Source organism: Hymenobacter fodinae (assembly GCF_004745825.1).
Taxonomy (GTDB): Bacteria; Bacteroidota; Bacteroidia; order Cytophagales; family Hymenobacteraceae; genus Hymenobacter; species Hymenobacter fodinae.
Map to the genome: position 1 here is coordinate 1,648,824 of NZ_SRLA01000001.1, position 19,060 is coordinate 1,667,883.

The window sequence follows — 19,060 nt, forward strand, 5'->3', positions numbered from 1 at the left end:
GACGTGCAGCAGGAGACGCCTCAAATAACTCAAAAAACGGAAGCCGCTCCTGAACCTCAGGAGCGGCTTCCGTTTAGGATAATCAGACAGAATACTTCTAATTTTCCTGCGGTACCGTGCTTTCCACGGCCTGCTTATGGGGCTGCCGGATGCTCTCCAGCGCCACCTGCAACACGCCCGACCGGACGCTTAATTCTGAAATCTTGTTGTTGCGGCGGGTGGGGTTTACGCGGTTGGTGAGCACGATGCAGGTCAGCTCCTCCTTAGGGTCAACCCAGAAATAGGTGCCCGTATAGCCAGTGTGCCCATAGCTGAGCTGCGATACGCTCTTGGCTGAATTCACCGTGGGGTTGGCGGCGGGGCGGTCGAAGCCCAGGGCGCGGCGGTTGTCGGGGCAGAACTGGCAGCGGGTGTACTCGGCTACGGTTTCGGGCTTGAGGAGCTGCTGCCCGCCGTAGCGACCGTTCCAGGCGTAGAGTTGCACCAGCTTAGCTAGGTCGTTGGCGTTGCCGAACAGGCCCGCGTGACCCGAGAGGCCGCCGAGCAGAGCCGCGCCTTCGTCGTGGACGGTGCCGTGCAGCTGGCTGTGGCGAAACAGAGAGTCGTACTCAGTGGGTGCGATGCGGCTGAGTGGGAAGCGGCGCGTGGGGTTGTAGCCCAGCGTGGTGGCGCCCAAGGGGCGGTAGATTTCATCGGTTACAAACTTGTCAATCGTTTTGCCCGAGGCGGCTTTGATGAAGCGGGGGTACATAATGAACGACAAGTCTGAGTACACGTAGCCGGGCTTTTCGTTCAGCGGCGACTCAGCAATTTCGCGGGTGATGCGCTCGGGGAAATCTTTGCGGGCCCAGAGGTTGCCGGCCGCCCGGAGTGGGAAACGAGCCGAGGAATCGGGGCGGAAGTAACGGCGGCTCATCTCCGAAGGCTGATTAACCGGCACGTCCTTTGGGTCGGGGCTCTTGCCGAAGAGGGAGTTGAACAGGCCGCGGGGCTTAGTGTACTCGCGCCAGAACGGAATCCAGGCTTTCAGGCGGGCTTGGTGGGTAAGTACGTCGCGCAGCTTCAGGTTGTCCTTGTTGGTGCCCTTGAACTCGGGGAACAACTGGCCTAGCATCATGTCGGGGTTGAACTTGCCCTCGTCCTGCAGCTTCATCAGGCTCGGCAGTGCCGCCGATACCTTGGTCACCGAAGCCAGGTCGTAGAGGTCGTCGTTGCGGACGGGCCGGCTGGGCTTGCCGCCCTGGGCGGGGGCATCCTGGAATGAGTGCGTGCCGTAGCTTTTGCGCAGCACCACCACGCCACGACGGGCAATAACCACCTCGCCGCCGGGGAAGGCCTTGGCCGCCACGGCGCCGTTCATGATGGAGTCCACGCGGGCCTCTAGGTTGTTGTTCATGCCCACTGCCTCGGGGAAGCTGTAGCTGAGCCGGATGCCGCCTTTGGTAGCTAGGCCAGTGCCGTAGCTGTAGCGGTCTGATACCGTCACGGGCAGCTTGCCGCTGGCCGATATACCTCCGAAAATAACCTCAGCGGCTACGTCCTGGGCGTTCTTGCTTTCCTGGTAGGCCAGTACCACCGCGTCGGCACGGTCCAGGTCCCGGATTTTGGCAACGGCGTAAGCGTTACCAAATACCGTTACAATCACCTTCTGGCCTTTACCGCCTAGCTCATGTAAGAACACGTTGGTTTCAGGCGTCACGCCGAAGTTGGTGGCGGGGTTGCGACCGAGATTATTCACGCCCACCAGCACCGTATTGTAGGCTTTCAGGGTCTCGCGCATCTTGGTCAGCTCGTCCATGCTGGCGGTGGCAGGCAGCCAGAAGTGGCGCACCGGCGCGTAATCGGCTACCATACGCTGGAAGTCGGTGGTGTCTTTGGTGCCGATGGTGAGCGTGGCCAGGCGCAGGGTATCGAGGCGCTGCAGGGGCAGCAGGTTTTTCTGGTTGCGCAGCACCGTGGTGCTCAGCTCGGTGAGGTGCTGGCTGAGGTACTGGGCGTGGGGCGTGTTCAGATCGGCGGTGAGGTTGCGCAGGTCAATGGGCTTATACTTGTTCAGGCCTGCCCACTCCTTCAGGGCCAACACCTTGCGGCAGCGGGCATCGAGGTCGGCCTGGCTGAGCTGGCCTTTATTGATGGCCTCGCGCACCATTTTCAGGGCCAGCGGAATGTTCTTCGAAAACTCCAGAATGTCGTTGCCAGCCAGCAGAGCGCGCAAGTCAGCGTCGCCGGGCGGGTACTTGCTGATAACGCCCTTCATGTTCATGGCGTCGGTGAAGATGATGCCCTCGAAGCCCAGCTTCTGCTTCAGCAAATCCTGGATGATAGGCCTAGAAAGGGTAGAGGGCAGGCCCGTAGTATCGAGGGCCGGAATGTTAAGGTGGGCTACCATCATGCCCCCAATGCCGCGCTTAATCAAGCTCTTGAAGGGGTACAGCTCCAGGGTGTCAATGCGCTTGCGGTCAATGCGGAGCAAAGGCAGAGCCAGGTGGGAGTCGGTGTCGGTGTCGCCGTGGCCGGGGAAATGCTTGGCAACGGCCAGCACGCCGGCGTCCTGCATGCCCTTCATGTACTGGTAACTTTTCTCGGTTACGTTCTCGCGGTTTTCGCCCCAGCTGCGGTAGCCGATGACAGGGTTGGCGGCGTTGTTGTTCACGTCTACCACCGGTGCAAAGTTGACGTGCATGCCCAAGCGCTTGAACTGGGCCGCTACCTCGGTGCCCATATCGTAGACCAACTGGTTGTCGCGGATACCGCCCATGCTCATCTGGTAGGGAAAGCGCTGCACGCTGTCGAGGCGCATGCCCACTCCCCATTCGGCGTCCATAGCTACCAGCAGGGGCACTTTGCTCTGGCTCTGGTAGCGGTTTAGGAGCTTGCTCTGACGCACCGGGCCGCCCTGGAAGAAAATCAGGCCCCCAATGCCGTACTGCTGAATTAGGGCCGATACGGAGTCCTCATCAATCCGCTTGCGGTTAGAGTAGGCCGCCACCATAAACAACTGTGCTACCCGCTGGTCGGGCGTCAGCGTCTTCATCACCGAGTCAACCCAGCGCGACTGGCCTAGCTGGCCCGCAAACGGCACGGGCTGGTTGCGGCTCTTGGCGGCTTGCGCAGCTTTGGCGCTGGCCGCTTTCGCACTCGAGGTCTTTGACGACGGTGCTTTCTGGGCAGTTGGTCGTGAAGATTCAGTGCGGGCAAATTTTTTCTTGGTAGAAGATTTCTGGCGGCTTTGAGCCGAGCTATCCAGCGGGCTCAGCAACACCAGCAACAGCCACAAGAGAGAGAGGAGGCGAGAAGAAGACAATGGAAAGGGCAGTAGTTAAATGGGTAGAATGCGAATTTAAGGTATTTGGTAAGGATGAATATCGGCTGCTCCCAAACGGGAGGGTAAGCTGCTGCGCAAGTGGCCTAGAAAAGAGAGGGCAGCTGAATTCAGCTGCCCTCTCTACCTATGTACTCGAAAGCTAAAGAACCTCAGTGGTTATTTCACCAGCACGAGGCGCTTGGTTTCCACTTTGCCATTTGAAACCAGACGGCAGGTATATACGCCCTCGGTCAGGGAGCGGCCTTCGAGCGTGGTTTCGTAGTCGCGGCCGGCTTCGGCTACACCTTGGTAAAGCGTGGCTACCAACTGGCCTAGCTGGTTGTACACCTGCAGCTGCACCGGTGCCGTGGCGGCGCTCCGGAACCGAATCACGGAGCGGTCGGTGAATGGGTTGGGGTACGTATCAAACGACTGGCCTAGCGCGTCGCCCATGGCGCTAGCCACGTTGCTGCTGGCTTCGGGCGTGCAGGAGCCCAGGCCGTTGCCGGCTTTCTTCAGGTGGGCAGGCACGGCATTCACCGATACGCAAATCACCTTGCCGTTCTGGCACACCAGCACCTTGTCGGAATTGGCGTTGTTGCTGCAGCGCACGTCCAGCACCGTAAGCGTTACCTCCTGGGTGGCCGAGCAGCCAAACCCGTTGGTTACGGTTACTACATAGCGATACACGCCGGGCTGGGTGGCCGTAAATACGGGGTTGGCAATGGCGGCATTGCTGAGGCCAGCGGCGGGGCTCCAGCTGTAGCTGGTGCCGCCCGTAGCCGTGAGCGTTACGCTTTGTGGTCCGTAACCCAGATAGAGAGTAGTGGGCACGCCCCCGGTGTACACGTCGTTGGCAGGCGTAACCGCTAGGCTAGGGGTTGGCAGCGGGTTCACGGTTACTACCGCCTGCCCGCTGAGGGCGGTGCCGGTGCAGGAGCCATCGGAAACGGCCGTGAGTGCGTAGGTGCTGGTGCTAGCTGGGCTCACCGAGAACGTATAGGGCGAAGCCGTGATACCCGTTACCGTTACGGGCGTGGTGCCATCGGTGTAGGTCACGGACCAGGGTGCTGTGCCGGTGAGAGCCACGCTCAGGGTAGCACTAGAGCCGGCACAGATGGCCGTAGTACCGCTCAAAGTAGCCGTGGGCAGGGCCTTCAGTGTGAGGTTGGTGCTGTTGGCGTTGCCGAAAACCGAAGGTGAGGTGCTTACTACCCGAATGCGGTAGAGCGTGCCCGCGGTGGCCGTGGCCGGAATGGTGGCCGCAATGGTGTAGCTACCCGCCGCCGAAGCCGTGACGGAGCCGATGGCCGTAGGAGCCGTGAAACTGCCCGCCGCATCGGAGAGCTGCGCCGTGAAGGTGCGGTTAGCGGTTACTGCTCCCTCCACCGTGAAGGGTACGCTAACCGGGCTGCCCACGCAGAAAGTGGTAGCGGCCAAATTACCAGTGGTGATGGTAGAAATATCGGTGCGCTGAACGTAGTCGCGGAGCCACTTCAAGGCCGACCGCTCGGCACCGTTCTCGTAGGCCAGATAGGCACCCTGGGCCGTGCGCCAATGGCCGGGGCGGTAGCCCCACAGTGTAACTCCCTTCACGGCGGGGTGCTCCCAGAACAGCGGAAACACGCGCTGGTACTCGGCCAGCTGCACTTCATCCTGAAGGCCGTCAATATCAAGCTCCGTGATGTAGAGTGGGAAGCCAGCAGATGCCAGCAGGTTCAGGTTGGCCGTGAGCGAAGCCGCCGGTGTAGGCTGCGTGGAGAAGGCGTGACCCTGAATACCTACCACGTCAATTAGGTTGCGCTGCTTCAGCAGGTTGATGATATTGAGGTACTGCTGCGCCCCTGCGGTGGTGTTTTCCACGCTGTAGTCGTTGAGCATCAGCGGGGTGTTGGGGAAGTACTGGCGAGCCAGTTGGAAAGAGGTAATTACCCAGTCCCAGCCGGTAGCGCCTTTGCCGCCCAGGGCCTCAATGTAGTTGCCGCTGCCTTGGTCGGTGGGGCTTTGCTTGACGGGCGCATCGTGAGTAGGCTCGTTTACCACTTCCAGGAAGGCAATATCGGGGTAGCGCTGCGCCACGGCTGCATACCACTCCTTGATTTCGGCCAACTGCTCAGCCGGGGGGAGGTTCTCAATCCAGGAAGGCTGCTGGTTGCCCCAGATTAGCACGTGCATCCGGAAGGGAATATTCTGGCGCTTAGCTCTGAGGTAGGAGGAATCGAGGTCGGCCCAGTTCATCACGTTGCGGGTGCCTTCTACGCTGCCCCACTTGCCGCCATTCTCCGAAACCACTTGGTTGAAGTACTTCCCAAAGTTGACTTTCTGCGGGTTGCTGTACACCCCGCCGAGGAACTTCGGCTTGCCCGTGGCAATGGGCGGCCCGGGCGGGTTGAAGGGTGGGGGCGGGGGCGTAACCGAGCCCTGCTGGCCTTTGTCGAGGTTATCAACGGTGAAGAACACCCCCGAGGCCCCGAACACAAACTTGTCGATGTCAAGCCCGTTTTCGCGGCTGCCAATTTCGAAAGTTTGGGTGAGGCTACCCGCCGGAACCGTATAAGCGCTGGACCCGAAGGACGACATTCTCACCCATTTCCAGACGTTATTGGTGCCTACTGTGCCCGCGGCGCTAACCACGTCGGTGGCATTAGTGTAGCCGCCGCCGGCTAGGCCATTGGCATTTACCCAGCGGCTGGTTTCAAACGCCGACCGCGTCCCGAAGGAGTTGGGCACATAATAGCTGTCGTCGTTGAAGCCACCGCTTCCAACCCGAACTCTGGCGTACAGATCATACGTGCCGGGGCCGGGGAAGGTGATGTTGTACGATACCACCCGGTTGTCGGCGTTGGGGCTCTGCGTTGAGCCGTTCAGGGTTACGAAGTCGCCAACAACTCGCAAAAAGCCGGTTCCCGCTTCAGATGAGAATGTAAGGGCAGCCGGAGTGGCAGCCGCGTCCCGGATGGTGCCGGCTTCGGCCTGAACCGTAACCGGAGCGTTCTGCGCGTGCACTGCCAGGGGGGCAGACAGCAATCCAAGAAGCCCGAATAAGCGTCGGAGTTTGATCATACTGTGGTGGGTTTGGGATGAATGAGGACAGGAATGACATTAGCCGAATTCTACATCAACTAATATTTGTCCTAATATAGAATCATCATTATCCCTCCAAACGCACCAAATAGGAGCCCCCAACAGAAAGAATATGCAACCGATTGCGGTAGTAAATTGCAATCGGTTTCGGTAGGTTAAAATCTATTAATCACAAAATTATGTAATCAAGCTAGGCCAGATAGGGGCTTGCTTTAATAAGCTATAACTTGCTAGTGATGAGGTATAGCACAACACATAGAGTGGCCTAGGCCACCGGTGCTGTGGAAGTGTGAATCAGAACCTGATGTCAAGTAGCACAGTGTGAGATTGAGCCTACTCTAATGCAACACTATTTGCTTTGTGTAAAACACCTTACCCGCGTCACCGCGCAAGGAGGCCGTAACTACTAGCTTCCGCCGTTGCCGACGAAACTGAAACAGGGCGTAGTGCTTGTCATTCACTAGTGGCCCCACTCGGTATTGGTTGGGCTCGGCGGTGTTATGCGTGGCCGGATGGGTTAGGCCACTGGAGGTGACTTCATATACGGGGTAGGCCACCCCGGGCACCGTCATTTTAGATATTTCGCCAATGTGCCGGTCGCCACTGATGAGCAGTACGCCTTTGGCTTGGCTGGAGGCCAGCAGCTGCAGCAGACGTTGACGGGCAGCCGGAAAGTTGGCCCACTTCTCGAAGCGGTGCTCCTGGGGCAGAAACTGAATACCCGAGGCAATGATGTGCGCATCGGCATCAGAGTTCTGGAGTTGCTGCTGCAGCCACTGCCACTGTGCCTCCCCGAGGATGTCGCCGGTCGGGTTAGGGTGATACACTTGCTGGGCATCACGGTAAAGCGTATCCTGAAAATACCGGTCATCCAGCAAAATCACCTTCACCTTTTTACGGCCGACGCGGTAAGTATAGGCTGCGTAAATGCCCTCTTGTTTGCGTCGCGGACTATCAGCTGGCTCCTGCAGAAAATCAAGTGCAAGCTGCTGGTTCTGCGCCTTAAAGGGGTAGTTTTTGTCGCCATCGTTGCGGCCGTAGTCGTGGTCGTCCCAGGTGCCGATGATAGTGGTGCCCTGCTCGCGCAGGCGGCGGTAGCCCTCCTGGTTGAACTCGGCGTCGTATTTGGCGCGCAGCACGGCTGGGTCGTCGGAGTCGCCGTAGATGTTGTCACCCAGCCAAATCCAGACGTTGGGCTGGTCGCGGGCAATATCATCCCAGAGAGGCTGGGGCAGGTCGTGGCGGTTGCAGGAGCCAAAAGCAATCCGCAGCTCTTCTTTGGTTTTTTGAGCGCTGGCAGTGGTGCCGCTCAATAGCAGGCTGGCGCCGAGCAGAAAAGACAAAGGCTTGTTCATATGGCAAAGATGCAGCCGGTAGCGCTGGCCCGCAGATGAAGTCTGTGTTACCAACGCAAAAGTATAGAGAGGCCTAGGCCTCTCTTGCCGATAAAATCCTTCGGTTTGCCACAGTACGGCCTTAGTTTTGCAAGGTGGTATATGCCTCTGGCCCCAATTGGCGTTATGTCGGGGCTGGGTTACTCGTTTCATCTTCTAAACTACCAGGCTGTTTTGTATTCAACTGCCCAACCTTCCTCTGTTACTTCCTTCCGTCGCTGGCTGCTGCCGGTAGTGTTTCTGTTGCTCGGGGTGCTGCTGGCCCCCGCCGCCCAGGCCCAGGTGCAGCTAAAGGGTATTGTAATTGACAAAGACACTAAGGAGCGGCTACCCTTCGCCAGCGTGGCCGTGCAGGGTACCGGCAACGGTACTGCCACCAACATGGAAGGCGAGTTTACGCTGAAAGTGGCGAAGCTGCCGGTAGTGCTGCTGGCCTCGGAGCTAGGCCACGTGCGCGACACCCTGCGCATCACCAGCCCCACCCAGGTCATTGAAATTGCGCTGGGCTCGGCCTCCATTGTGCTGCCCGAAGTAAAAGTGGGCAGCTACCCCTTTCAGCTCGTAGACCGGGCCTTCCGCAACATGCAGCGCAACTACCGCCGCAAGTTCTATGGCAAGGCCTTCTACCGCCAAACTACCCGCATCGACAACGAGCCCACCGAGCTGCAGGAGGTAGTTTGGAACGTGAAGTCGAACAACGCCCGTATTGAGGGTACGGCCATTGCTCAGGGTCGCTACGCCGGTAAGCAGGCCATTACCAACTTCAGCAACTTCTCGCTCTACACCAAGTCGTACGGTCTCTTCGACCCCAGCGCCGATACTACCAAGTCGCTCGCCTTGCTGAGCCCCAACGTGGTGAAAAACTACGAGCTGGAGCTGAAGGGCATTGTGGCCGGAGCCGACACAACCAAGGGCGGCATTGCGGAAATCAACTTCAATACCCGGCCCGAGCTGACTAAGTACAAGTCGGAAGGCACCATCTGGATTGATATTGACACCTACCGCGTAGTTCGCTACCACATGACTACACCTAACTTCACGGGCGGCACGAACAATCCCGATCAGAAGTTCCGCGACACCAAGCTCGACATTGAGATGAGCTTCCAGAACACAGAAGGGGAGGTGGCCCCGTTGGAGTACATGAAAACCAACCTGACCGCCAACCTCGTAAGCGGCAAAGACGTGACGCCGCTTAACGTGTCGTCGTTTACCTTCTTCTACGACACCAACACCACGCCCACCAGCATCCCGTACGCTCGCGTGAGCCTGCAGGACCGCGACCTGACGGCCATCCGCAGCATCAAATACGACCCCGAGTTTTGGGCCAACAACCCCGTAGTGCGTCGCACGCCCGTGGAAGACGAAGTTATTGCCGCCTTCGAGAAGAAGGGTGCCTTCGGCACAATGGTGAAGCCCGCCCCCACTAGGCCTGCCCGCTAGCCTGCTGTAGGCTCCAGCAAAAAGCCTCCTGCTACAGCGGGAGGCTTTTTTCTAACCCAAGCCTACGGAATACCGTCTTAGGTACGCGGTGCGTTTAGACAACGCGCAATTGATGACCGCCAACCGCCTTGGGCGTTTTGTAGATAATGACCGACCGAGCGGCTAACAGAGTGACAGTATATATCCCCGGCCACTACCGCACGGAAGCGGCTGATGGGCTGGCCGAATTCAACTACCGATTAACCCAGGCGTTAAAGGCCGATTTTATAATTCAGTTTATCGAGTTCAGCTTAGAGCAAGCCCCCGACTGGTACCAGGTGGAGCATTCAGATGACATTTGTATCCACAAGTTTGGGATAAGAAACTGCAATAAGTTGCAACTGCCAATTGCCTTTCAAAACTGGCTGAAAACAGTTCGGGGCGAGACGTGCATTTTCCATTTGAGTCACATCTACAACCTCGATAATTATTTGATCTGTAGGTTGCTGACCAAGTATAACATTCCATACCTGATAACCCCACACGACTCGTTTGTGTATGATCCGGCTTTCAAGAAGAAGCGGCCGGTCCTCAAGCGGATGTACCGCAATGCCTTTACCCGGGTGTTTGATAAATACGTGCTGGATAATGCCGCCGTGGTGCACGGAATTACGGCCAGGTGCGCGGGCTACCTGAAAAACATTACCAACTCGCCGGTACGCGTGGTAGCAAACCAAGTGAGCGACACCAATATTCCGCTAAACCTTGCGGCTCTGAAGCCTCAGGTATGTTTTATTGGCCGCTTCAGCATATTCACCAAGGGGATAGACTTAGCACTAACGGCGTTTCACCTATTTAAAACGACCTCGGACCACGCGAAGGGAGTGACGTACGCCCTGATTGGCCCCGCTGATAAGCAGGCAACGGCCGAAAGGGAACAGCTCTGCCATCGGCTTAAGCTGAAAGTTGGGGAAGACGTTGTGTTTACCGGCAAACTATCGGAGGCCGACCGGAATACCGTCTTGGCGGAGTCGAAGGTGTACATGCAACTGTCGCGCTCAGAGGGGTTTGGGCTTAGCATTGCACAGGCACTGTCCTGCTACAAGCCCGTTATTATCTCAACGCAGGTACCGATCCACGATAAAGTGACAGCCTACAACGCCGGGTTTGCCGTGACCTCGCCCGAAGAAGCAGCGCAGGCCCTAGATAAGCTGTTTGCCTTGTCAGAGGCAGAATACGCGGTGATGGCCGAGAATGCGCGGCGCTGCTACGAACAGGAATTTCACCCCGATATTATTAGGCCCCAGTTGGTTGCGCTCTACGAGCAAGCGCTGGTACACGCAAGCCACTAGCCTGCCAGACGGCTAGCGTGGCTAGGCCTGTGCTGCCAAGCGCTACCATAACCCCCAGGCCTGGTAAGCGCGTAGGCGAAGAATAAAGTTGGCCGCGTACGGTTCAGGTTGTTCCTTTGCAGCCGCGGAGCTAACTGGCCTAGCTCTTCTTGTTTTCTTCCCGCATGCGCCAAGCCGTTGCTATTCTGCTTCTTTGCTCGCTCATGGTGCAATGCACCGGGCGGTTTGGCATTGTGGCAGGCTGGTGGCTGAACCAGGATTACATTGCGCGGGTACTCTGTATCAACCGCGACAAGCCTCAGCTGAAGTGTAACGGCCGCTGCCATTTGCGCAAGGAGCTAAAAGCCCAGGAAGAGCGGGAGCAGAAACAACAAACCGGCAGCAAGCAGGCTGCGCAGGAAACCCTCACGCTGTTTTGCGCTACCGTGGTGCCTTTGCGCCTCACACCCCCGGCCACTTTTCTGGAAGCTACGCGCTACGCTGCCTTCCGCGTAGGCCACTATGCCTGGGACCGGCCCGGCCCCGACTACCCGCCCGCACAGGGCTGATTGTACCCCGCCTTCTCGGAATTTGACAGGCCTAGCGGCCCGGCTTCGTGCTGCCTTTTGTGGTGAGCAGAAACGGGCACGGCCTGCCGTACAATCAACCTTTTTTCAGTGAAAAAACGTGTATTGCTGCCCCTGGCTCTCGTACTGATGAGCCAGGCGGCGTGGGCACAGCGTACCCTCACGGGCCGCGTGTTCGACGCCACCACCAAAGAACCTTTGGTGGGTGCCACCGTGCGCACCCCCGACGCCCAACTCGGAACGGCAACTAATGCCACCGGCCAGTTTTCGCTCACCACCGATGCCACCCAGGTAGTGGTGTCGGCCGTGGGGTACAAGCCTTTTACGCTGGCTGTGCCCACCGAAAGCAGTGGCCTACGGGTGGCGCTGGAGCCAGCCGTGGAAGACCTGCAAACAGTAGTGGTAACCGCCAGCCGCGAAGCCCAGCTGCGCACCGACGCTCCGGTGGCCATTTCCAAACTCTCGCCCACCGTCATTCAGGACACCAAGCCCACGCTGCTGGTAGAGCTGATTAATAAGGTGCCGGGCGTGGTGATGCTCAACTACGGCAACGAGCAGCACGCCATGGGCATCCGGCAGCCCTTTGGCACCTCGGCCTACTTTCTGTACCTGGAAGATGGGATTCCACTGCGGCCCATGGGCGTGTTCAACCACAATGCCCTGCTGGAAACCAACCCGCTGGCCATCAACTCCATCGAAATAGTGAAAGGGCCGGCTTCCTCGCTCTATGGCCCTGAGGCCGTGGGCGGCGCCCTCAACGTGCTGACCAAGCGGCCCACCAGCGTGCCCACGGCCAGCGTGGGCGTGCAGGCAGACCAGTACGGCTACCGGCGCCTGCAGTTTGGGGGTGGGGGCATGGCCTCCCCGAAATTGGGGGCCTACGTGAGTGGCTATGTGGCCCGGCAGCGCAACGGCTGGGCTGCCAGCTCCGACTACGACAAGGTATCGGTGAACGGCCGGGTGGAGTATGCCCTGTCGGACAAGACCCGCCTCACCGCCGCGGCCTCCTACAACGACTACGACTCCCAGACTAGCAGCCCCACTGACAGCGTGGCCTACTACCGCCGTCAATACAGCAGCACCACTGATTTCACGTACCGCAAAACCTACGCCCTGCGCGCCCGCCTCACCGCCGAGCAGCAGTGGAACGAGTGTAACCAAACCACGCTCACGGCCTTCTTCCGTGATAATAACGTTGGGCAAAACCCCACTTACGGCATTCGGTGGCGGTCGGGGGCTAGCACCGCCACTGGTGAGATTAACGAGAGCAAGTTCAAGAGTTATGGTCTGCTGGCGCAGCACAGTGTGCAGTTCAACTGGCTGAACTCAAAGCTGCTGGCGGGTACCAGCTTCGATTACTCGCCCACCCAGTACAACGCCCACCAAATTGACCTCGCGGCTCAACTACGGGCCGATAAGAAGTCGGTGGAGCGCTACACCGTAACAGCCGACCGACCCGACCGGCCCATTGCCGACTACGACACCGACCTGCTTAACTCGGCAGTGTATGCGCAGTTGGATGTGCACCCGTTGGAGCGTCTGCAACTCACGTTAGGCGGGCGGTTCGACCGGCTGTCGTTCGATTATAACAACTACCTCGACCAGTCGAGCGGCAACAAAACCTTCCAGCAGGCCACGCCCAAAATTGGGCTGACGTATGATCTGGGCCACGGTCGCGGGCTGTACGCCAACTACAGCCAGGGCTTCTCGCCGCCGGGCCTCACGGCCATTTTTCGGAAGCGGCCCAACACGCCTGCCGGGGCACCGGCCGAGTTCTACTACAACCTGAAGCCAGCCCGTTTCTTCAACCGTGAAATTGGGGGGTGGGCTTCTCTGCTCGAGAACAAGGTATATGTAGATGTGGCCCTGTACCAGTTGGATGGTCGCAATGAGCTGCTTAACATCCGGCAGCCCGATAACTCCACTGACTACCAAAGCGCCGGCAAAACCCTGCACCGCGGCATCGAGTACAGCCTGACCTACAAGCCCACGGCCGAGCTGTTCTTTCGCTTCGGCGGTACCAACGCGGTGCACCGCTTCGAGGATTTCCAGCTCAGCGCCATCCAAACCGATGCAGTGCAGAACGTAAACGGCAACGACATGCCCCAGGCCCCGCGTTGGGTGGCTAATACCGAGCTGACCTACAAGCCGCAGTGGCTGCCCGGCTTCCGCGCCGCCGCCGAGTACCAGCGCATCAGCAGCTGGTACCAGGACCAAGTAAACCGCGTGCAGTACAACGACAAAGGCCTATTTGGGGCCCGCGGCGTGAGCGTGCTCAACCTGCGCACCGGCTATAGCTGGCGCGAAACCCTAGAGGTATTCGTGAACCTACTCAACGCTACCAACGAGCTGTACGCCACCGCCGCCACCCGCGGCAACGCCCGCACCGACCGCACTACCTATACTCCCGGAGCCCCGCGCACCTTCACGGTGGGCGTGCAATACAACTTCATCGGCAAAAAGTAGGCGCTGGCCTGCAACCCATATAGTATGCAACCAACAACTCAAGCGCCTGCCGCCCCGGTCGGATCAGTCCGGCGCGTGGTGCAGCGCAATATGTACCGCTGGCACCGCATCCTGGGCATCATCACGGTGATACCCGTTATCTTCTGGACCCTGAGTGGCCTGACGCACCCGCTGATGAGCAACTGGTTCCGGCCGAAGATTGCGCGGGAGTTTCTGGTGCCCGTGCCCGCCCCGCGCCTCACGGTGCCTTTGCAGCAGGTGCTCCGCCAGAACAACGTGCCCAGTCTGCGCAACGTGCGGCTGGTGCGCTGGCAGGGGCAGCCCACGTATCAGGTACTAATAGAAACGCCTACAGCCGTGCCACGCTACTTCAGCGCCACTACTGGCCTAGAGCTGCCCGCCACCGCCGACCGTCAATACGCCGAGCAGCTGGCCCGGTATTTCGCGCAAGACTCCACCGCGCGGGTGGCTTCGGCTACGCGCCTGACAGCTTTTGACGGGGAATACAAGTTCGTGAACCGTCTGCTGCCCGTCTGGAAAATAACCTTCGACCGGCCCGATGGGCTGACGGTGTACGTGGAAACGATGCCCGCCCGGATGGCCACGTTCAACAACCGCGCCCGCAGTGCCTTCATCAAGGTGTTTGACCTGCTGCACAACTGGTCGTTTCTGGAGCTGGTTGGCGGCAACACATTTCGGGTAGTGGTAATGCTGGGGCTGCTAAGCATCATTCTAGCTTCCACCCTGAGTGGCCTAGTGATATACGGGTTCATGTGGAAGCGCTTCCGCAAGCCGCGCAATGCTCAGGATACAGTGGGGTGGCTGCGCAAGTACCACCGGCAGGTAGGGTTGGCGGTGGCTTTCGTCACGCTCACCTTTGCCGGCAGCGGGGCTTATCACGTATACCTCAAGCTGCACCCCGACGACCGGCTGCGTTACCAGCACGCCCCTGCCATACCGCTAGGCCAGTTGCAGGTCGATCTGACTGCGCTGCCGCTCCAGTGGAAAACCGTGCAAAACGTGGCTCTCGCTGAATTTGACGGGCAGGTGTACTACCAGGTTTTTCATCTGCCCATCGATGACAATACGGCTAACAAAACTGCACCCGGAGCCAGTACCGGGCAGCCTGTTGAAGCGGTGAAGCCCGAGGCAGTGGCCTACTACAGCGCCGCCACCGGTCAGCTGCTACCCGATGGGGCCACGCGGCACGCCCGCGCCTTAGCTAACACGTTTTTTCAGGAAGGAGATGGCGCGGCGGCTTTGCCGTCAGTTGAAAAGACGGAGTTCATTGATCATTTCGAGGGCGAATACGGCTTCATCAACAAGCGCCTGCCCGTGGTGAAAGTGGCCTACAACACTCCCGGCAAAACTACCCTCTACGTGGAGCCGGCCACAAGCCGTCTCGCCGCCCGCGTCGAAAATGCCAACCGCTATGAGGGGCTGAGCTTTGCCTTCCTGCACAAGTTCCACTTCATCGGCACCGTAGCCGGGAAAGACATCCGCGACATCGTGACTATGCTCTCCGCGCTGGGCGTGCTGGCAGTGTCGTTGCTAGGCCTATGGCTGTTTGTGAAAGTGAAGTAGGAAGAGTGGGTGAGGTACCCACGAACACAAAAAGGCCGCTCTAACTAGCTTGGAGCGGCCTTTTGTGTTGTAAGCGGGTGCAGCTTAACCTTTGCGGGCTTCGTCGAAACGACGGTTTACCTCGGCCCAGTTGATTACGTTCCAGAAGGCTTTCACGTAGTCGGGGCGCTTGTTTTGGTACTTGAGATAGTACGCGTGCTCCCACACATCGAGACCCAGCAGGGGCGTGCCGCGCTGAATGCCGGGCAGGTCCATCAGGGGGTTGTCCTGGTTGGGGGTAGAGGTGATGGCCAGTTTGCCCGCCTGCTTGTCGTGAATCAGCCAAGCCCAGCCAGAACCGAAGCGACCGGTGGCCGCTTTCGTGAATTCCTCCTGAAACTTCTCATAGCTCCCGAAGTCCTTGTTGATGGCCGCGGCTAGAGCGCCGGTGGGCTGCCCGCCGCCTTTGGGGGCCAGCAGTAGCCAGAAGAAGGAGTGGTTCCAGTGGCCGCCGGCATTATTGCGGATGGCATCGGGCTGCTTGCTAGCCGAGGCCAGCAGTTGGGCCAGGCTCAGCTTCTCCTCGGGCTTGCCCGCCACGGCTTCGTTCAGCTTAGAAACGTACGTTTTGTGGTGCGCATCATGATGGATTTCCATCGTTTTGGCATCAATGTGCGGCTCTAGAGCATTGAAAGCATAGGGAAGAGCGGGCAGCGAGAAGGGGCCGTCGGCCATGGGCATGGCGCGGGCTTCGCGCAGCAGCTTCTCTTCGTGGGCGGATGCCAGTAGGGCGGGGCTTACGAGGGCACCCACCATGGTCAGTAGGCCGTTTTTCAGGAAATCTCGCTTCAGCATGATCGTATGGAAGGAATGGAAGGGAAGATAAAAGAAGACAGCGTGGCAACAAGAGTGCCAGTCGCAAGGTAAGGGTTGTACCCATACCAAGGGCCTACGGTTGCGCTTCTGCTGCTGTGAGACGAATAGTAAGCCGTTGGAGAGGAAGCGTAAAGTCTTGTTTTAGCTCCTCATACCAACTCGCTCACTTTCTCTCTCCCTTACGGATTGGTGCTCCACATGCCGGCTTCTTTGATAAAGATGCGGCGGTTGAGCTTGAGCTGGGAGATGATGAACTCGGCCAGATCTTCGGGCTGCATCACCTTGTCGGGGTTACCGTCGGTGAGCTTATTGTTGATGGCTAGCTCGGTGGCTACGGTGCTGGGCGTGAGGGCCGAAACGCGGATGTTGTGCTTACGCACTTCCTGCATCAGCGACTCGGTGAGGCCTAGAATAGCAAATTTGGAGGCGCTGTAGGCGCTGGTGGTAGCGGCGCCACGCTGGCCCGCCGTAGAAGCAATGTTGATGATGTCGCCGGTTTCGCGGGCAATCATCTGGGGTAGCACGGCGCGGGTGGCGTAATACGTGCCCAGCAGGTTTACCTGAATGATTTTCTCCCACTCGGCCGGGTCCATATCGACTAGTTTAGCAAAGGTGCCAATGCCCGCGTTGTTGATCAGGATATCCAGGTCGCCGAGCTCGGCTTGAGCCTTGCTTACGGCGGCTTCCACGGAGGCGCGGTCGGCAATATCAGCGGTTAGTACTACGGCTTTTACGCCCAAGCCTTCAATTTCTTGCGCTACTTCGCGCAGCTGACTTTCGGTGCGGGCCAGCAGGGCCACGTGCACGCCTTCCTGGGCCAGTGCCACCGCAATGGCACGTCCGATACCTTTTCCAGCTCCCGTTACCAACGCCGTTTTGCCAGTGAGTGAGTTCATATGATGAAGTATTATGCAAGTGATGTGGCTGTATAACTCCGCTAGGCCAGTTCGGTTATGAGGCGGTGGGCCAAGAGCAAGTAAAATGCTGCGCACTTGCCCCCTGATAAGCTGGCTGACAAGCGCCTAGGCCACCCTACGAAAATGCCCTAGCCCCGGTCTATTGGGGTTTAGCGCCGGCTACTTACCTTCAAGCTTCACATTCTACTTCATCCGGTTAATGAAAAAATTAGCCCTAACCGGCCTGCTGGCCGGGGCACTCCTGGCAACGGCCTGCAACCAGCAAAAATCGGCCAATGGTGGCGCGGCCGATGCCGAAACCAGCCTCGCCGACGTGAAAGACATCAATCAGCTGTTTGACATGTACTGGGAGGAAAACGCTAAGCTGTTTCCGCTCGACGCCACCACCCAGGGCGACAACCGTTACAACGACCAGCTGCCCAACGACGGCACCAAGGCGTTTCGGGAGCAGCTGCGGGCGTTCTACCAGAAGTACCTCGATGGTCTGCAGAAGTTCGACCCGGCTTCGCTCTCCCCGAATGACCGCATCAGCTACAACATCTTCCGGTACGACCTGCAAACCAAGCTGGAGGGCCTGAAGCTGAACACCTGGATGATGCCGTTCCAGCAGTTTTGGGGCCTGCCCATCACGCTAGGCCAGTACGGGTCGGGCGAGGGCGTACAGCCTTTCAAAACCACCAAAGACTACGAGAACTGGCTGGGCCGCGTGCACGGCTTCACGGTGTGGGCCGATACGGCTATCGGCAACTTCCGGCAGGGCATGAAGGCCGGCGTGGTGCTGCCCAAGGCGCTGGTGGTGAAGATGATTCCGCAGATGCGCGACCTGGAGGTAACCGACCCTACCAAGAGCCTGTTCTACGGCCCCATCACGCGCATGCCCGCTGACATTTCCGCGGCCGATAAGCAGCGCCTCACCGAGGCTTACAAAAAGGCCATCATGGAGGAGCTGGTGCCCACCTATAAGAAGCTGGGCGACTTCCTCGAGAACGAGTATGCGCCCAAGGCCCGCGCTACTACCGGTATTTCGGGGGTGCCAGGCGGCGAAGAAATCTACCGCTACTACGTAAAGAGCTGGACCACCACCGATAAAACGCCGGAGGAAATCCACCAGACTGGCCTACGGGAAGTGGCGCGCATTCGGGGCGAAATGGAGAAGGTAAAGGCGCAGGTTGGCTACAAGGGCGACCTGAAATCCTTCTTCGAGAGCTTGAAAAAAGACCCCAAGCTCATGCCCTACAAAACGCCAGAAGAAGTGCTGAATGCGTTCCGGGCCATCCAGGCTAAAATCACGCCTAACCTGCCTAAAATGTTCGGGCGCACCCCCAAAACGCCGTTTGAAATCAGGCAGACGGAGGCGTTCCGAGCGGCTTCGGCTTCGGCCGAGTACAACCAAGGCTCCCCGGACGGCTCTAGGCCAGGTATCTTCTATATCCCGATTGTAGACGCCACCAAGTTCAACGTTACCTCGGGTATGGAGTCGTTGTTTCTGCACGAGGCCATTCCGGGCCACCACTACCAGACCTCGTTACAGCAGGAAAACACCGAGTTGCCCAAGTTTCGGCGGTTTGCGTGGTACGGGGCCATGGGCGAAGGCTGGGCCCTCTACACCGAAAGCCTGGGTAAGGAGCTAGGCCTCTACACCGACCCCTACCAGTACATGGGTGCCCTCGGCGACGAGATGCACCGCGCCGTGCGCCTGGTAGTTGATGTGGGCATGCACAGCAAAAACATGACCCGTGAGCAAGCCATCAAGTACATGCTCGACAACGAAGCCATCAGCGAGGAAGGGGCCACTGCCGAAATTGAGCGCTACATGGCTATTCCGGGGCAGGCGCTGTCGTATAAAATCGGAGCCCTAAAAATTCGGGAGCTGCGCGAGAAGTACGCCAAGCAGCTCGGCCCCCACAACGACAAGCTGCGCGAGAAGTACGCTGGCCAGAACCGCACCCACTTCAGCCTAGCCGCCTTCCACGACGAGCTGCTGAAAGATGGCGTAATGCCGCTGGCTGTGTTGGAAACCAAAATGGACAACTGGGCCGCTAACAACCGATAGGTGTAACCCTAAGTCACTAAAAAAAGCCTGAGTGCTGCGGACGACCCGTAGCGCTTAGGCTTTTTT

General features: G+C 58.7%; 11 protein-coding genes. 6 read left to right on the plus strand and 5 right to left on the minus strand.

What is annotated here, in order from left to right:
* Positions 1-97: 97 nt before the first annotated feature.
* The 3 genes from EU556_RS06945 to EU556_RS06955 form a co-directional block, all read right to left on the minus strand.
* Positions 98-3,304 (minus strand): glycoside hydrolase family 3 N-terminal domain-containing protein, encoded by a 3,207-nt coding sequence (locus EU556_RS06945; protein WP_245327471.1) that lies wholly within the window; start codon positions 3,302-3,304, stop codon positions 98-100.
* A 177-nt stretch (positions 3,305-3,481) separates the two neighbouring features.
* The gene (locus EU556_RS06950) at positions 3,482-6,367 is read right to left on the minus strand and encodes an endo-1,4-beta-xylanase (RefSeq protein ID WP_135432454.1); all 2,886 of its coding nucleotides are present in this window, start codon (positions 6,365-6,367) and stop codon (positions 3,482-3,484) included.
* A 359-nt stretch (positions 6,368-6,726) separates the two neighbouring features.
* On the minus strand, positions 6,727-7,743 hold the full coding sequence (locus EU556_RS06955) for an alkaline phosphatase D family protein (RefSeq protein ID WP_135432456.1): 1,017 nt from the start codon (positions 7,741-7,743) through the stop codon (positions 6,727-6,729).
* Between the two features lie 141 nt (positions 7,744-7,884).
* Between EU556_RS06955 and EU556_RS06960 the strand changes: the two genes are divergently transcribed.
* The 5 genes from EU556_RS06960 (at position 7,885) to EU556_RS06980 (ending at position 15,169) form a co-directional block, all read left to right on the plus strand.
* Positions 7,885-9,222 (plus strand): carboxypeptidase-like regulatory domain-containing protein, encoded by a 1,338-nt coding sequence (locus EU556_RS06960; protein WP_135432458.1) that lies wholly within the window; start codon positions 7,885-7,887, stop codon positions 9,220-9,222.
* A gap of 170 nt (positions 9,223-9,392) precedes the next feature.
* Positions 9,393-10,553: a glycosyltransferase family 4 protein gene (locus EU556_RS06965; RefSeq protein ID WP_167855486.1), complete on the plus strand. Its 1,161-nt coding sequence runs from the start codon at positions 9,393-9,395 to the stop codon at positions 10,551-10,553.
* Positions 10,554-10,717: 164 nt separating this feature from the next.
* Positions 10,718-11,101 carry a hypothetical protein gene (locus EU556_RS06970; protein ID WP_135432462.1) on the plus strand — a complete coding sequence of 128 codons (384 nt, stop codon included), beginning with the start codon at positions 10,718-10,720 and terminating at the stop codon, positions 11,099-11,101.
* Between the two features lie 108 nt (positions 11,102-11,209).
* Positions 11,210-13,585, plus strand: coding sequence for a TonB-dependent receptor (locus tag EU556_RS06975; protein WP_317128704.1), 2,376 nt, complete (start codon positions 11,210-11,212; stop codon positions 13,583-13,585).
* A 24-nt stretch (positions 13,586-13,609) separates the two neighbouring features.
* A complete protein-coding gene (locus EU556_RS06980; RefSeq protein WP_135432463.1) occupies positions 13,610-15,169 on the plus strand; it encodes a PepSY domain-containing protein in 1,560 nt (519 codons plus the stop codon).
* An 84-nt stretch (positions 15,170-15,253) separates the two neighbouring features.
* Here the strand turns inward: EU556_RS06980 and EU556_RS06985 are convergent, their stop codons facing one another.
* Positions 15,254-16,003: a superoxide dismutase gene (locus EU556_RS06985; protein WP_135432465.1), complete on the minus strand. Its 750-nt coding sequence runs from the start codon at positions 16,001-16,003 to the stop codon at positions 15,254-15,256.
* Positions 16,004-16,203: 200 nt separating this feature from the next.
* A complete protein-coding gene (locus tag EU556_RS06990) occupies positions 16,204-16,920 on the minus strand; it encodes a 3-ketoacyl-ACP reductase (RefSeq protein ID WP_135432467.1) in 717 nt (238 codons plus the stop codon).
* Positions 16,921-17,140: 220 nt separating this feature from the next.
* Between EU556_RS06990 and EU556_RS06995 the strand changes: the two genes are divergently transcribed.
* Entirely contained in the window at positions 17,141-18,994 is a 1,854-nt protein-coding gene (locus tag EU556_RS06995) for a DUF885 domain-containing protein (protein ID WP_135432469.1), read from the plus strand.
* Positions 18,995-19,060: the final 66 nt, after the last annotated feature.

Coding starts and splice junctions, on each gene's coding strand:
- EU556_RS06955 (WP_135432456.1), bottom strand. CDS start 7,743: ATGAACAAGCCTTTGTCTTTTCTGCTCGGCGCCAGCCTGCTATTGAGC.
- EU556_RS06990 (WP_135432467.1), bottom strand. CDS start 16,920: ATGAACTCACTCACTGGCAAAACGGCGTTGGTAACGGGAGCTGGAAAA.
- EU556_RS06980 (WP_135432463.1), top strand. CDS start 13,610: ATGCAACCAACAACTCAAGCGCCTGCCGCCCCGGTCGGATCAGTCCGG.
- EU556_RS06985 (WP_135432465.1), bottom strand. CDS start 16,003: ATGCTGAAGCGAGATTTCCTGAAAAACGGCCTACTGACCATGGTGGGT.
- EU556_RS06970 (WP_135432462.1), top strand. CDS start 10,718: ATGCGCCAAGCCGTTGCTATTCTGCTTCTTTGCTCGCTCATGGTGCAA.
- EU556_RS06995 (WP_135432469.1), top strand. CDS start 17,141: ATGAAAAAATTAGCCCTAACCGGCCTGCTGGCCGGGGCACTCCTGGCA.
- EU556_RS06950 (WP_135432454.1), bottom strand. CDS start 6,367: ATGATCAAACTCCGACGCTTATTCGGGCTTCTTGGATTGCTGTCTGCC.
- EU556_RS06960 (WP_135432458.1), top strand. CDS start 7,885: ATGCCTCTGGCCCCAATTGGCGTTATGTCGGGGCTGGGTTACTCGTTT.